We start from the raw sequence: 13,576 nt of genomic DNA, 5'->3' as shown, positions 1-13,576 counted from the left end.
CAGAAAAGCCCGTCGACCTTCCGCACCAGCCCCGTCTGGACCCTCACATCCGCGGCCGCGGCATCACCTGACCGAAGGGACAGACTCCACCGCGCCGCGCACGAAGCCTCGCGCGTCGTCCTCGACCGTGCGGAACACCACCAGCATCCCCCGGTTCGACATCGTGTAGAAGCGGCCCAGTTCGCCGTCGTACACCGGCGGACCGGAGATCCCGCTGCCCGTGTTGAGGTTGGCGAGGAACTCGCCGGTCTCGACGTCGTAGGCGAGCAGGCCGTCGTCGGAGTGAGCGATGAACGCGATGTCACCGACGATCAGCGGCGTCTGCACGAACCCCGGGTTCAACTGCTGGCGCCAGCGCACGCGGCCGCCGTGCTCGAGCGCGAAGACCCCTTCGAGCGCCGAGGCCACGATCATGAGCCCGCGCGGACCGGCTGCCACCGACCCCGCCCCGCGCAGCGGCCGGTACCACCGCTGCAGCCCGTCGCTCAGCGCCAGCCCGTACACGCCCGTGCTCTGCCCGGTGACCACGACCTCACCGCGGTCGGTGAGGATCAGCGGCGTGCCGTCGGCGTCGACGAAGTCCCCGCCCGCCGGCGGCGCCGCGTTCGCCAGCCACATCGGCTCGCCCGATTGAGCCCCGATCGCCGCGACCTTGCCGTTGCTGAAGCCCGTGAAGATCGTCCCGCTCGGCGGGCTCGACGGACTCGACGGACCACCGGTCGAACCATTCCCGGCCGCCTTCGCCGCCTCGCCGCTCTTGCCGGCAGGCGCACCGGCGACCGGCGCAGCCGCGCCACCCGCAGGCGCCGCGCCCGGTGCAGCCGCGCCGCCTGCAGGCGCCGCGCTCGTCACCGGCGGAGCAGTCCCGGCGCCGCTCGGTGCCCCGATGCCCGCAACGGCCGCATCGTCGCCCTCCGCGGGCGCGTCGCCGCTGGTCTCCGCCTCTTCGTCCTCGGCCGCGCCGCCCTCGCCGAGCACCGCCTCGGCCGAGATCCCGCTCGCGCTCGCGGCCTGGTCCGGCGCCTGCGTCACCTCGGCTTCGAGGAACGACAGCCCCGCGTGGCCGTGGACCGTGAACTCGGTCGGATACGGCTGCTCGTACTGCCAGCGCCACGCCCCCGTGGTCAGCTCGAGCGCGAACACCTGGTCGCGCGAGTTGACGACGAACACCGTGCCGCCGCGGACCAGCGGCTCGTTGCGGATCGTCCCGAGAGTCGAGTAGCTCCACCGCGTCTTGCGGGTGTCGAGCTCGATCGCCAGCAGGTCGCCGTTGTCGGTCCCGAGCAGCATCAGCTCGCCGTCGGCCGCCAGCTTGGGCACGCTCGAGATGGCCCCGGGGAACTGCTGCTCCCACACCACCTCGCCGGTCTCCATCGACAGCGCCAGCAGCGTGCCCGCGCGCGTGCCGACGTAGATCAGCCGGCGACCCGGATCCGGCGCCACGCCGGCGAACTCGTCGGGGTTGAGCACGCCGTAGTCGTGCAGCGCGATCTGCTGCACCCGCGCCAGCTCGAGGTTCGCGCGCGCGCCGGGCGTCAGCTCGGGGTGAGGCATGACCGTGCGGGTCTCGCCCGCGCATGCCCCGAGGGACATGGCGAGAGCGACATGTCCCCAGAGACAGTAAGCCCGGGCCGCGCGCGTCACGGGGTCGGCGCTCCCGGTGCGTCCACCATTTGAATCGGCGAGTCGGACGGCGGCTGACCGGCGAGCGCCTGCGGATCGAGCTCTTCCAGCCGCTTGCGCACCTCGTTCTGGGCGATCGACGGCTGCTGCAGCGGGTACTCGGCGATGTACTGGCGATAGACCTCGAGCGCCGCCTCGGTCTTGCCCTGGCGCTCGAGGATGCGGCCCTTCTGCCACAGCGCCATGTCGCGGTAGAACGCGCCCTTCTGTCCGGCCAGCGTCTCGAGCTCGGCGAGCGCGCCGTCGAGGTCGTTCTGAGCCTCGCGCGCGAACGCCAGCCCCTCGCGGGCCGAGTACAGCAGCGGGTGGCCGGCGCCGGCCTTGCCGAGGAACTCGCGGTACAGGGCCTCGGCGCTGGCCGGATCGCCCGCGCGCAGCAGCCCCGAAGCCCGCACCAGCGCCCCGACCTGCGCCGCGTCGCTGCTGGCCGCCGACGCGTCGAGCTCGTCGAGCGCCTTGTTGACCGCCGCAGTCCGCTCCGCCTCGTCCTTGACGATCGGCGCCACCGGCTTGCCCTTGTTGGCCCCGAGCAGCAGCGCCGGATCGCCGACCTCGGCCTCCGACTCGTAGCGCGCCGCCGTCGCCAGCTGGCGCGTCGCCGTCGCCGACGCCGTCTGCCGGCTGTTGAAGATCACGATGACGCCGACCAGCACCGCCAGCGCCACGACCACGCCGCCGATCACGAGCCCGCTGCGCGCCTTGGCCGTGCGCCCTGCTTCCTTCACGCCGGTGACGAAAGCGTCCTCCGTCGGGCCCGCGTCGCCGCCGCGGCGCTTGCTGCGGCTGTGGTCCCACGTCGGCAGCTCCATGCGCACGCCCTGCCCGGTCGGTGGCGCCTTGTCTTCTTCGCTCACCGGGGCTGTCTACCGGGCCGTGGCTGCTTTGTCCACCATCGCCGCCCAGGCCGGCCCCGGGCCCGCGCCGGACCTCCCTCGCGGCCCCCCGCCGCGCCTCGCGCAGGCGCCTGCGACCCCTCCGGAGGCCCCTGCCGCGACCTGCGCCAACGGCGCAACCTGCGACCGTCCCCTCGCTTGCCCGGCCGGCGCCCGCCGGCCCGCCGACCGCCTCGCCCCCCGATCGGCACGGACCATAGGCGGGCCACCTTCAAAAAGAGTTCCCAGAGACATGTCCTCGAAACCATGTCACCTGCCTCGAGGCACTGCTTTGCCGGCCCGCAAGCGAGCGAGTGACGAGTGAATGACCTAAAAGACATGTCCTAGAGACCATGTCCGTATACGCGGCGCTGCGACGCGCTTCGCCGGGGCTTGCGATGCTTGTGACATGGTCTTCAGGCCATGTCGCCCCGCCTGACACGACTCGCTTCGAGGCTGCCCATCTGTCCAAGAGGACAGGCGTGCCCCGTAGCGCCTGCCCCCGCCTCCCGGTCAGCTCGACGCCGAGGTGTACCCGCGCACCGATCGCACCCACGCCAGGCGGGCCAGCACCAGCAGCGTCGCGCTCACGGCGGCCAGCTCCGCGACTGTCCCCCAGGACAGGCGGCCGAGCAGCGCCTCGGCCGGGTAGCTCGTCATCACCAGCAGCGGGATCACGAACGTGAACAGCAGCCGCAGTACCGGCGGGAACACCTGCGCCGGCCAGCGACCGAAGTCCATCAGCGCCTCCATCACGTGCGTCAGCGCCTGCAGCTGCAGCGCCCGGAACGACGCGCACAGCACCAGCACCCCGAACGCGTACAGCGCCATCAATCCGGCCGCCCCGGTCGCCAGCCCGGCCAGCAGCCCCGTCGCGGTCACCTCCACCTCCCCGAGCCACAGCCCCGCGATCACCAGGACGAGCCCGCCCAGCACCTCCACCAGGTGCCACGGCTGGAACGCGCACGTCAGGCACAGCACCAGCCCGTCGGCCGGCCGCAGCAGCACGTAGTCGAGCGTCCCCTTGAGGATGTGCGTCATGCTCTCGCGCAGCGCCGGCTGCAGCACCGCCGTGAACAGCCCCGACAGGATCGTGAAGCACCCTGTCAGCACCACCAGCTCCCACCGACCCCAGCCCTCGACCGCGCCCAGGTGATCGACCGCCACGAACAGCGGCGCGATCCCGATCACGCTCCAGAGCAGCCCCAGGAGCCCCTCCGTCCAGAACCCGAGCCGGTACTGCAGCGCCGTCAGCGTGCTCATCTCGAGCTGGGCCGCCACCAGCCGCAGGTAGAACATGGCCCGAGGGACATGTCTCATCGGACCTGTCCTTTCCGCCGCCTTCGAGCTCACGCGCGCGCCTCCCGCGGCTGCGCTTCGAGACATGTCGAGAACGACAGGCTCACCCCCCGACCCCCTCGTACGCCCGCACCCCGCGGCGCCACAGCACGGCGGCCAGCAAGCCGAACCCCGCCACCCACAACGCCTGCAGCAGGAGCCCGTGCGTCACCTCGGACCCGGTCACGCGACCGATCGCCAGCTCGACCGGGAAGCCGAGCGACGCGTGGAACGGCAGCGCGCGCACCACCTCCGCCAGGCCGGCCGGGTACAGGCTGGTCGGCACGGCGGCCCCCGACAGCACCAGGTACAGCCCCAGCCACACCTCGAACAGCGCCGTCGACTCGGTCACCCAGAACGCCAGGCAGCCGATCGCCACGTGGACCGCGAGGTTCAGCAGCCAGGCCAGCGCCAGCGACAGCCCCAGCAGCGCCAGCGACCCCGGGCTCGGCCACGCCAGCCCGCCGGCCAGCACTAGCACCACCACCCCGATCGGCAACGCCAGGGCGCAGCGGATCGGCAGCGCCGCCAGGTTCTGGATCGCGTGGTAAATCATCGGCGACATCGGCCGCATCAGCAGCGTGTTGAGGTCGCCGTTGCGGATCTGCCCCGACAGCTCCCACACCACCCAGCTGGCCGTGAACTGGCGGATCAGGAACGCCGCCACGAAGTACGCCACGAAGTCCGGGCGGGCGTAGTCGCCGATCGGGCCCCCCGCCGCCAGCCCCGACCACAGCGCCAGCGACACCAGCGGGAACGTCGTCGTCAGAACCCACATCAGCATCGACACCCGGTAGGCGATCGCCTCCGCCAGGCTGATCCGCCACACCGCCGCGATCACGCGCGCCAGCTGGGCTGCTCGTTGGGACATGCTCCTTCGCGCATGTCCTTCTGTACCTGGCGCCGCGGGCATGCCCGATCGTTCAGCCGAGCTCGGCCGCCTCCTCGCGCCCGAACAGCGCGCGCATCACCTCTTCGAGCGGCGCGTCCTGGACCGCCAGGTCCTGCGCCTCCGGCAGCGCCACCAGGGCGCCGACCACCTCCGGCACCCGCTCGGGCGCGACGTCGAGGACGAGTCGTCCGCCCTCGCGCAGCACCACGCGCCCCATCGCAGTCGGGTCGTCCGGCAGCGCCGCCGCCCGCACCGAGACCCGCCGCAGCGGCCGGATCTGCCGCCGCAGCGCCTCGATGCTGCCGTCGAAGCGCAGGCGGCCGCCGTCGATCACCAGGATCCGCGGGCACAGGGCCGCGACGTCCTCCATGTAGTGCGACGTCAAGATCACCGTCGCCCCGTGCTCCGCGTTGTAGCGGCGGATGAACTCGCGGATCCCGAGCTGCATCGACACGTCGAGCCCGATCGTCGGCTCGTCGAGGAACAGCACCTGCGGCCCGTGCAGCAGCGCGGCCACCAGCTCGCACTTCATGCGCTCGCCGAGGCTGAGCTGGCGCACCGGCCGGCGCATCACCTCGCCGACGTCGAGCAGCGCGGTCAGCTCCTCGAGCCGGCGCTTGTAGTGGACCGGATCGATCTCGTAGACCACGCGGTTGAACTCGAAGTTGTCGATCGCCGGCAGGTCCCAGCTCAGCTGCCGCTTCTGGCCCATCACCAGGCTGACGCGGCGCAGGAACTCCGGCCGGCGGTCGCTCGGCGTGAAGCCTGCGACCTCGACCCGGCCCGCCGACGGCACGATGAGCCCCGCCAGCATCTTCAGCGTCGTCGTCTTGCCGGCGCCGTTGGGCCCGAGGAAGCCGACGCGCTCGCCCGGCGCCAGCGAGAATTCGAGGTCGCGCACCGCCTCGACCACGCGGTACTCCCGCCGCACCAGCGCCCGCAGCGCGGCGCGCAGCCCGGCCTCGCGCCGCGGCACCGAGAACCGCTTGCACAGCCCCTCGACGCGCACCATCGCCGCCGTCATGCCTTGCCTCGCCGCGCCACCTGTTGCAGGGGCACGAAGGTGCCGACCTTCGTGCACGCGTTGAGGCCGAAGCTCCGGCACACGTCGGGCCGCGCCACGTGCACCGTGCAGCCCGCCGCGAAGAAGCGGCACGGCCGATCGCCGAGCGTGAGGTAGCCGGCGACGTCGTCCGCCTCCTCCTCGCCACCTTGCCGCGGATACAGCTTCAGCCCGGGGATCGTCGTCCCGACGTGGCGCGCCAGGCGGCGCGCGTCGGTGCGGGTGATCGGCACGCGCAGGCTGGTGCAACACGTCCCTGCGCAGCTGTGACACAGCGTCAGCGCCCGTGTGACGGCGCCCGTTTCCGGATCCACCGAGCTCTGCTCCGTGAGCGCGGTGACCGGGATCTTCGCCGCGCGCATGCGATTGGCCAGGCGCTGCAGCGCGACCAGGGGCACGTGGCCGACGTTCAGGTTCATCAGGGGCCCGAGGGGGTCGCGCGGCGGCATCGTGGGGGGCTGTAGCGCACCTTGGAGCGCGACGCGAGCCTCGCCGCCACACGCCCCCGCCCCGGCTCGCGGACGCGCGCGGACTTGCTCCGGTGGGAGTCCCTGGCTAATCTCCTCCACCGATCGCATTTCTCAGGTACCGTGAGGCCCGCTCTCACGGTCGAGGAGGCCGCCCCCGTGTCATTCAACCAGCAACAGCAGCCGTATTACGCCGACACCGCCACCCCCCAGGCCGCCCTCGCGGGCCGCGCCAAGTTCATCGAGCGCACGTACATCCACCTCGCTGGCGCGATCGCCCTGTTCGTCGCCCTCGAGTTCGTGCTCCTCCGGACCCCGGCGACCCTGAAGCTGGCGATCCAGATGACCGGCAGCACGACCAGCTGGCTCGTGGTCCTCGGCCTCTTCATGCTGGTCGGCACCGTCGCCACCCACCTGGCCCAGTCGGCCCGCTCCAAGCCGATGCAGTACCTCGGCCTCGGCCTCTACGTGGTCCTCGAGGCGGTCATCTTCCTGCCCCTGCTGCTCGTCGCGCAGGCCCTGAGCGGCCCCGAGAACAACATCATCCTCACCGCCGGCGTGACCACCCTGGCCACGTTCGCCGCGCTGACCGGCATCGTCCTCGCCACCAAGCGCGACTTCTCGTGGATGCGCTCGGCCCTGATGATCGTCAGCTTCGGCGTCCTCGGCCTGATCGTCGCCAGCCTGCTGTTCGGGTTCACTCTCGGGCTCGGCTTCACGATCGGCATGATCATCCTGGCCGCCTGCTACATCCTCTACGACACCTCCAACGTGGTGCATCACTACGAGGAGAATCAGTACATCTCCGCCGCGCTGGCCCTGTTCGCCTCCGTCGCCCTGATGTTCTGGTACGTCCTCCGCCTGCTCCTCTCGCTCAGCCGCGAGTGAGCTCCGCGCACCGCAACGCCTGAACGGGCGCGGGTTCCCCCCGCGCCCGTTTCGCTTTCTCCGCCCGCAGGTTCGCCGCCTGCGCCGCGATCGCTGCGTCGACCTTCCCCATCGCGAGAAGCCGCGGCCGCACCGTCGCGGGCGACGCCTCACGCAGCAAGAGCGCGGAGGCGACGCGCATTGCTTCACCTCGCTCGGCGCCGCCAACGTACGCCACGATCGCGGCGCCGAGCTGCGCAGCCGCGTGCGTCACGCTCGCGGCGCCGACTCACTTCTTCGCGCTTAGGCCGTCCCGGTCGAGCCGCTACAATACGGCGTCTTGCCCCGTCTCCTCGTCGCTCTCGCCGCGCTCACCGTCACGGCCTGCTCCGGGCCTCCGCCGGCGACGCCGACAGTCACTCCGCCCGCCACCGTCGTGCAGCTCCCCGCCGTTCCCCAGCCCGGCCGCGATCCTCACTCGTTCGCGCGCCCCGACGAGGTCCGCGTCGACGCCGTCGAGCTCGACCTCACCGTCGACTTCGACGCCCACGTCCTCCGCGGCAGCGCCACCCTCGCGCTCACCCGCACCGTCGCCGACGCCCCGCTGGTGCTCGACACCCGCGACCTGACCATCGAGCGGGTCGAGGCGCACCTGCCCGATCGGACAGACTGGGTCGCGACCACGCACAAGCTCGCCGGCTCCCACCCGCTCCTCGGCCAAGCTCTGACCATCGACCTCCCCCCCGGCGCCGACCGGGTGCGCGTCCACTACCGCACCAGCCCTGCCAGCACCGGCCTGCAGTGGCTCGGGCCCGAGCAGACCAGCGATCGCGCCGGCGAGTTCCTCTACACCCAGTCGCAGGCGATCCACGCCCGCTCGTGGGTGCCGTGCCAGGACAGCCCGGGGATCCGCGTCGCCGTGGCGGCCAAGATCGCCGCGCCCGCGCCGTACCGCGCAGTCATGGCCGCCGAAGAGCTGTCTCACGAGACAGGTCCGAACGGACATGTCCTTCGGACCTTCAAGCTCGACCAGCCGATCCCCGCCTATCTGCTCGCGCTCGCGGTCGGGCGGCTCGAGTCGGTCGAGCTCGGCCCGCGCACGGCAGTGTGGGCCGAGCCCGGCGTGCTCCCGCGCGCCCGCGCCGAGTTCGCCGACCTCGAGGCCATGCTGACGGCCGCCGAGGCGGCGGTGGGGCCGTACCGCTGGGGTCGCTACGAGGTCCTCGTGCTGCCGGCCGCCTTCCCGTTCGGCGGCATGGAGAACCCGCGCGTCACCTTCGTCACCCCGACCATCCTCGCCGGCGATCGCTCCCTCGTGTCCCTGATCGCCCACGAGCTCGCCCACTCGTGGTCCGGCAACCTGGTCACGAACGCGACCTGGCGCGACTTCTGGCTCAACGAGGGCTTCACAGTCTACGTCGAGCGGCGGATCCTCGAGGCCATCTACGGCCGCGAGCGCGCCGAGATCGAGGCCGTGCTCGGGCGCGAGCACCTCGAGATCGAGCTCGCGGACATGGCCGATCGGCCAGGCGACCAGATCCTCCACCTCGACCTCTCGGGCCGCGATCCGGACGACGCGGTCACCGACGTCGCCTACGAGAAGGGCGCGCTGTTCCTCCGTCGCCTCGAGCAGGCCTACGGCCGCGACGCCTTCGATCCGTTCGTCCGCGCCTGGTTCGATCGCCACGCCTTCACCGGCCAGACCACCGAGGCGTTCCGCGCCTTCCTGGGCGCCGAGCTCAAGGCGCCGCTGCTCCCTGGCCAGACCGCCCCCGACGTCGACCTCTGGCTCGAGGCGCCCGGTTTGCCGGAAGACGCGCCGCATCCGCAGGCAGCCGCGCTCACGCTGGCCGCCGACGGCGCGCGGGACTTCGCTGCCGGCAGCAAGATCGACGCGCGCGCCTTCTCGCCCCTGCAGTGGATCCACTTTCTCCGCGCCCTGCCGCTGACCGACGGCCCACGCCCGGCCGCCGCGCTCCTCGCAGAGCTCGACGCCGCCTACCACTTCACTGCCACGGGCAACGCCGAGCTGCTGTCCGAGTGGCTGATCCTCGCCGCCCGTCACGGCTATCGCCCTGCCGACGCGCGGATCCGCGAGTTTCTCACCGGCGTCGGCCGCCGCAAGTACGTCCTGCCGATCTACGACGCTCTGCTCGCCACCCCCGAGGGCGCAGCGCTGGCCCGCGAGGTCTTCGCGGTCGCCCGTCCCGGGTACCACGCGATCACCCGCGGCAGCCTCGACGCCCTGCTCGGCGTGCCTTGATCGTGACATGTCCTTCGGGACATGTCATTCTCGGCGCAAAAAAAAGCGCGCGTCAGTTGTCTGACGCGCGCCGCGGCGGAGCACCCCCCAGTGCTCCGACGCACCACTACACAAGAATGTCCGAGACTCGACGAGACCCCCGCGGACTCCAGGGCGCGACGACGACGTGCGCCCGACGATGTGAGCGGTGTTCGGACCCCCCATACAACCCCCGCCGTGATCGGGAAGCGCGGGGCTCGGCGAGTTCGGACTGTGGACCGCGGCACCCCGCGCCGCCGCTCGGGCAGACGCGGAGAGGAAGGGCGCTCCGGGTGGACCCGAGGCGCGAGCTTCGTGCGTGGCTCACATCTCTTTCATGTCCGGAGCCTCGACCGTCCTTCACGGTCGCGAGATTTTTTTTTCGATTGCCGCGAAGTCGAGCTCAGATGCTCGCGGGCGGGGGGGCGCACAGCCAGCGGACCCCGTCGAGGAGCACCGCGCTGTCGACGATCGGGTCGCCGACGTCGAAGAGCGCGAACACGACCTCGATCGACTCGCCGGGGTTGATGCCGACCTCGCCCTCATACCAGGCGGTCCCGGCGTGGCCCTCGAAGGCGAACTCCCGCAGCGGGATGTCGACGCAATCGTCGTCGCAGGCGACCGGCATCGGGTCGAGCTTGATCTCGTACGGAAGCGTCTCCGCTGCGATCGGGTTGCCGTCGGGGTCGAGGGCGATGTTGCCGGTGTAGCGCTCGCTCGCCACCCAGGCGACGAACATGTCGTTGTGGCCCTCGGGGAAGCGCGGCGGGTACTCCGAGGTCAGGAACGCGAAGTCGAACGCGAACCCGGCCGTGTACGACGGCGCCACCGCCTTGAAGCGCAGCTCCGTGTAGTCGTACGCGACCAGCGGTTCACCGCCCAGGCCCCACTGGGTCAGGATCGTCTCGCTGCAGTCACCGGGGCCCGGCGGCTGCTTGTTGGCCTCGCACTGCAGCGGCATCGTCTCGATCGGCGGCGGCAGCTCCGACAGGTCGTTGCCTGGCCAGTCGGTCGACGGACACGTCTGCGAGATCGGACAGTCGCCCAGGCTCGGCATCTGCGCCAGCGACAGCAGCACGTGGCCCGCGTCGCCGGTCGACAGCACCACGCGGCGTGCGCCCTCGGTCGGTGCGAACACGTCCGTGATGCCGAGCTGCTCCGACAGCACCCGACGCGAGCTGTCGGGACCCGACCACGTCAGCGCCCCGTCGGTCTGCAGTCCGCCCTCGCAATTGAGGCCGAGCGCGTGGTCGATGTCCTCGTTGTCCGCGTCGCACGGCACCAGCACCGAGGCGCAGAACTCCCAGTGGTCCTGCTCGCCGACGTCGAAGCCGACTGTCGTCGTCATCAGTGGGTCGGTGGTCGTCAGCTCGCCCGTGGTGGTCGAGGTGTCGTCCACACCTGACTCTTGGGTCATCTGGTCGTTGGCTGCCGAGGAGCCGGCGCCCCCACCGGTCGCGTACTCTTCGTCCCCCGCGTCCTTGACGAAGACCGTGATGAGACAGCCGCTCTCGAGCAGGCATGCCGCGGCCACGATCAGCGCAGAGTGGGGGGAGCGCACTTTGGCGAGCATGCCACCGGAGTCAACTCACGGCACCGGCCCAGCGGCGGCCTGGCATGTGAGATCTGTGGCGAACGCGGACGATTCCGCCCGCCGTCGCTCACGGTCGGTCCAGCGCCTCGCGCACCTGGGCCGCGTAGGGCCCGTTCGGGAACCGCTTCAAGAACGCCGCTGCGCGCCGTTCTGCCTCGCTTTTGCGGCTCAGCTCGAACAGGGCCAGCACCGCCACGCCCTCCCATTCCTGGGCGAACTGCCCGGCCTTGAACTCGGCCGCCCCCGCCTCGGCCCGGGCCAGCGCCTCGGCCGGATCGCGCCCGAGGAAATTGCGGGCCGCCTGCAGGCCTCGGGCCTCGCGGAGGTAATCGGCCCCGCCGTCGCCGGCCCGGCTCCCCCCGCGCGCCGCCTCGGCGCGCCCCGACTTGCCCGTCCGCGCCTTCTTCGCCTCGCTGCGGGCCGACGCCACTGCTGGCTTTTCGGACATGTCCTCGACGACCTCTTCGGGCGCGTCGGCCGATGCCGTGGCTGGCTCTGGAGACATGTCCTGAACGACAGCCTCCGGCGCCGATGGTGTCGGCAGCGCAGCTGGCTTTGCGGACATGTCCTCATCGACAGCCTCGATCTGCCGCCCGTCCCCTGCCCCCGCGATCGCAGTCGTCGGGGTCGTCGGCGCCGGCGGCTGAGACAGCCACAAGCCGCCGCCGATCAGCCCGCCGAGGATGAGCGCCCCGATCCCGAACGTACCCGCGCCCCAGCTCGAAGAGGCCGCGCCGGCGCCCTTGGCCAGCGAGGCTTCGAAGCGGGCCGCGCCCGCGCCGGCGTCGTAGGGCACGCGGTGGCGTGCGGCGGCCGCGAGGTCGCGGCGAAGCCCGGCGGAGGCCGTCACGTCGTCGAGGAGGCGGGTGGGCTCTTGGTTCATGACGTCACCGTTTGCGAGCGAGCGAGCGGCCGAGGCGGCGCCGCGACGAGGCGGGCGTGGGCCTCCATGAATTGCTTGCGGGCCTTGTGAAGCCGCGAATACACCGTTCCGATGGGGATCCCCAGGCCCGCGGCGATCGCCTCGCAGCTCTCGCCCTCGAGCTCGAAGAGGATGAACACGGCGCGCTTTCCCTCTTCCAGGGTGTCGAGCGCCTGCTGCACCCGGCGCAGCGCCTCGCTGGCCTCGGCCTGCTCGCCAGGGGAGCTGCCGGCCTGCGCGGTCGCGGCGGCGACGGCCTCGGTGTCGGCGTCCTCCCACGAGCGTCGGCGCTTGCGGCGGCTCGCAGACACCACCCGCAGCGTGATCTCGGCCAGCCAGGTCGTGGGCCGCGCGGGCCCCGGCACGAAGCCGCCGCGGCGGTGCGCGACCAGGAACACCTCCTGGACCACGTCATCGACCTCGGGGCGGCCGACCCCGAGGCGGACCGCGAAGTTGGCGACGAACTCCGCGTGGTCGCGGAACAGGCGCGCCGCATCGAGGACCTGAGAGCCGTCACGCTTGGCTGTATGTCGCGTGTCCGTCAAATCCTTCACCGGATCGTGAACGCTATGCCCAGGCTCACCACGGCGCCCACGGGCGGCACCGGCAGCGATTCACCGACCATACCTTGTTTGCTCGGATCGCGCTCGGCGAGCACCGGCCGGACCACGGGGACGACCAGGTCGACCGCGAAGTCGATGGCGAACCGCTTGGTGGCCCAGATCCGCAGCTCCGGCGCCACCATCAACGCCACCCACGGCGCCACCACGGCCTGCACGCCGGGCGTCTTCGCGCCGCTCTGCAGCGCGCCGCCGGCTGCCCCGAAGCACAGGCGGGGCCGCACACGCGGACGCGCAAGCGCGGCACACACGTCGAGCCGACCGCCCACGAGACTCGGCTTCACCACGGTGTCAGCGTCGATCGCGCGAGGACCCCCGTAGCCGCCGAACAGCCCTGCACGCAGGTCGACCCACCTGCGCCACCCGAGCTCGAGCTGCGCCCCACCTCCGCCGGCGAGCCCCGGCAACACCCCGAGCCACGCCCCGCCGCGCACCGCCGCGACCACCGACACCGACGCGCGCCGCACCGGTCCCTCGCTCGCCTCGCCGCGCCGCGAGCGTCGTTGCAGTGGCGGTCGCTCCGGGTCTTGCGCCTGCGGCACGCTCCCCTCGCCCGGCTCGATGACTTCGTAGCCGAGGCCTTCGAGCACCGCCGCGTCGACTGCGATGGCGATCGCCAGACCGACGAGCGCATGCAGGTCGCTGCACGTCGGTCGCGGCGGATCGAGCGTGCGCTCCACGAGCTCGCCGCGGATCTCGAGCGCGATGGCCACCGAGTGCGGCCGCGCCGGATCGCCGCGGACATCGATGCGCGCGACCGATGGATCGACCGTGTCGCGTCCGAGCCAGGTCGTCGCAGCATCGGCGAGCGCGTCCGCCGTCAAGCACGTCGCGCCCGGCTCGACCCGCAGCGCCTCCCGCAGCGGCCGCGGAGACGGAGGCGCCGGCGCGGGCGCAAGCAGCAGGCCGGCGATGGTCAGGGTGACGAGCACCGCCCCCAGGATGCGTCGCCTGGGCCGCGCCTGGCCAGTCGCATC

General features: G+C 72.0%; 12 protein-coding genes. 2 read left to right on the top strand and 10 right to left on the bottom strand.

The features are described 5' to 3' along the window. Positions 1 to 63: 63 nt before the first annotated feature. From OV090_RS26520 to OV090_RS26495, 6 genes are all read right to left on the bottom strand, one after another. The gene (locus tag OV090_RS26520; protein ID WP_267707405.1) at positions 64 to 1,593 is read right to left on the bottom strand and encodes a PQQ-binding-like beta-propeller repeat protein; all 1,530 of its coding nucleotides are present in this window, start codon (positions 1,591 to 1,593) and stop codon (positions 64 to 66) included. Between the two features lie 47 nt (positions 1,594 to 1,640). Next, positions 1,641 to 2,537, bottom strand: a complete 897-nt coding sequence (locus tag OV090_RS26515) for a tetratricopeptide repeat protein (protein WP_267707404.1) — start codon at positions 2,535 to 2,537, stop codon at positions 1,641 to 1,643. A 531-nt stretch (positions 2,538 to 3,068) separates the two neighbouring features. Then, the gene (locus tag OV090_RS26510; protein WP_267707403.1) at positions 3,069 to 3,854 is read right to left on the bottom strand and encodes an ABC-2 family transporter protein; all 786 of its coding nucleotides are present in this window, start codon (positions 3,852 to 3,854) and stop codon (positions 3,069 to 3,071) included. Between the two features lie 103 nt (positions 3,855 to 3,957). Then, complete coding sequence (locus tag OV090_RS26505; RefSeq protein ID WP_267707402.1) at positions 3,958 to 4,764, bottom strand: ABC-2 family transporter protein; 807 nt, start codon at positions 4,762 to 4,764, stop codon at positions 3,958 to 3,960. A 52-nt stretch (positions 4,765 to 4,816) separates the two neighbouring features. After that, positions 4,817 to 5,809, bottom strand: a complete 993-nt coding sequence (locus tag OV090_RS26500; protein WP_267707401.1) for an ATP-binding cassette domain-containing protein — start codon at positions 5,807 to 5,809, stop codon at positions 4,817 to 4,819. After that, positions 5,806 to 6,297: a YkgJ family cysteine cluster protein gene (locus tag OV090_RS26495; RefSeq protein WP_267707400.1), complete on the bottom strand. Its 492-nt coding sequence runs from the start codon at positions 6,295 to 6,297 to the stop codon at positions 5,806 to 5,808. The genes OV090_RS26500 and OV090_RS26495 overlap by 4 nt, the downstream gene beginning before the upstream one ends. A 177-nt stretch (positions 6,298 to 6,474) precedes the next feature. On the opposite strand from OV090_RS26495, the gene OV090_RS26490 reads away from it, so the two are divergent. Continuing rightward, positions 6,475 to 7,203 (top strand): Bax inhibitor-1 family protein, encoded by a 729-nt coding sequence (locus tag OV090_RS26490; RefSeq protein ID WP_267707399.1) that lies wholly within the window; start codon positions 6,475 to 6,477, stop codon positions 7,201 to 7,203. 319 nt (positions 7,204 to 7,522) lie between these two features. Further along, the gene (locus tag OV090_RS26485; protein ID WP_267707398.1) at positions 7,523 to 9,445 is read left to right on the top strand and encodes a M1 family metallopeptidase; all 1,923 of its coding nucleotides are present in this window, start codon (positions 7,523 to 7,525) and stop codon (positions 9,443 to 9,445) included. 421 nt (positions 9,446 to 9,866) lie between these two features. On the opposite strand, the gene OV090_RS50935 is transcribed toward OV090_RS26485, so the two are convergent. The 4 genes from OV090_RS50935 to OV090_RS26465 all read right to left on the bottom strand — a co-directional run bounded on the left by OV090_RS50935 (position 9,867) and on the right by OV090_RS26465 (position 13,531). Continuing rightward, positions 9,867 to 11,024 (bottom strand): choice-of-anchor L domain-containing protein, encoded by a 1,158-nt coding sequence (locus tag OV090_RS50935; protein WP_267707397.1) that lies wholly within the window; start codon positions 11,022 to 11,024, stop codon positions 9,867 to 9,869. A 100-nt stretch (positions 11,025 to 11,124) separates the two neighbouring features. Further along, complete coding sequence (locus OV090_RS26475) at positions 11,125 to 11,940, bottom strand: hypothetical protein (protein WP_267707396.1); 816 nt, start codon at positions 11,938 to 11,940, stop codon at positions 11,125 to 11,127. Beyond that, complete coding sequence (locus OV090_RS26470; protein ID WP_267707395.1) at positions 11,937 to 12,533, bottom strand: RNA polymerase sigma factor; 597 nt, start codon at positions 12,531 to 12,533, stop codon at positions 11,937 to 11,939. The genes OV090_RS26475 and OV090_RS26470 overlap by 4 nt, the downstream gene beginning before the upstream one ends. After that, on the bottom strand, positions 12,530 to 13,531 hold the full coding sequence (locus tag OV090_RS26465; RefSeq protein WP_267707394.1) for a hypothetical protein: 1,002 nt from the start codon (positions 13,529 to 13,531) through the stop codon (positions 12,530 to 12,532). The genes OV090_RS26470 and OV090_RS26465 overlap by 4 nt, the downstream gene beginning before the upstream one ends. Positions 13,532 to 13,576 lie beyond the last annotated feature (45 nt).

The sequence above is a fragment of the Nannocystis sp. RBIL2 genome (assembly GCF_026626745.1).
Lineage (GTDB): Bacteria > Myxococcota_A > Polyangia > Nannocystales > Nannocystaceae > Nannocystis.
Note: the sequence above shows the minus strand (reverse complement) of the source record. Positions and strands in the feature narration are given on the sequence as shown.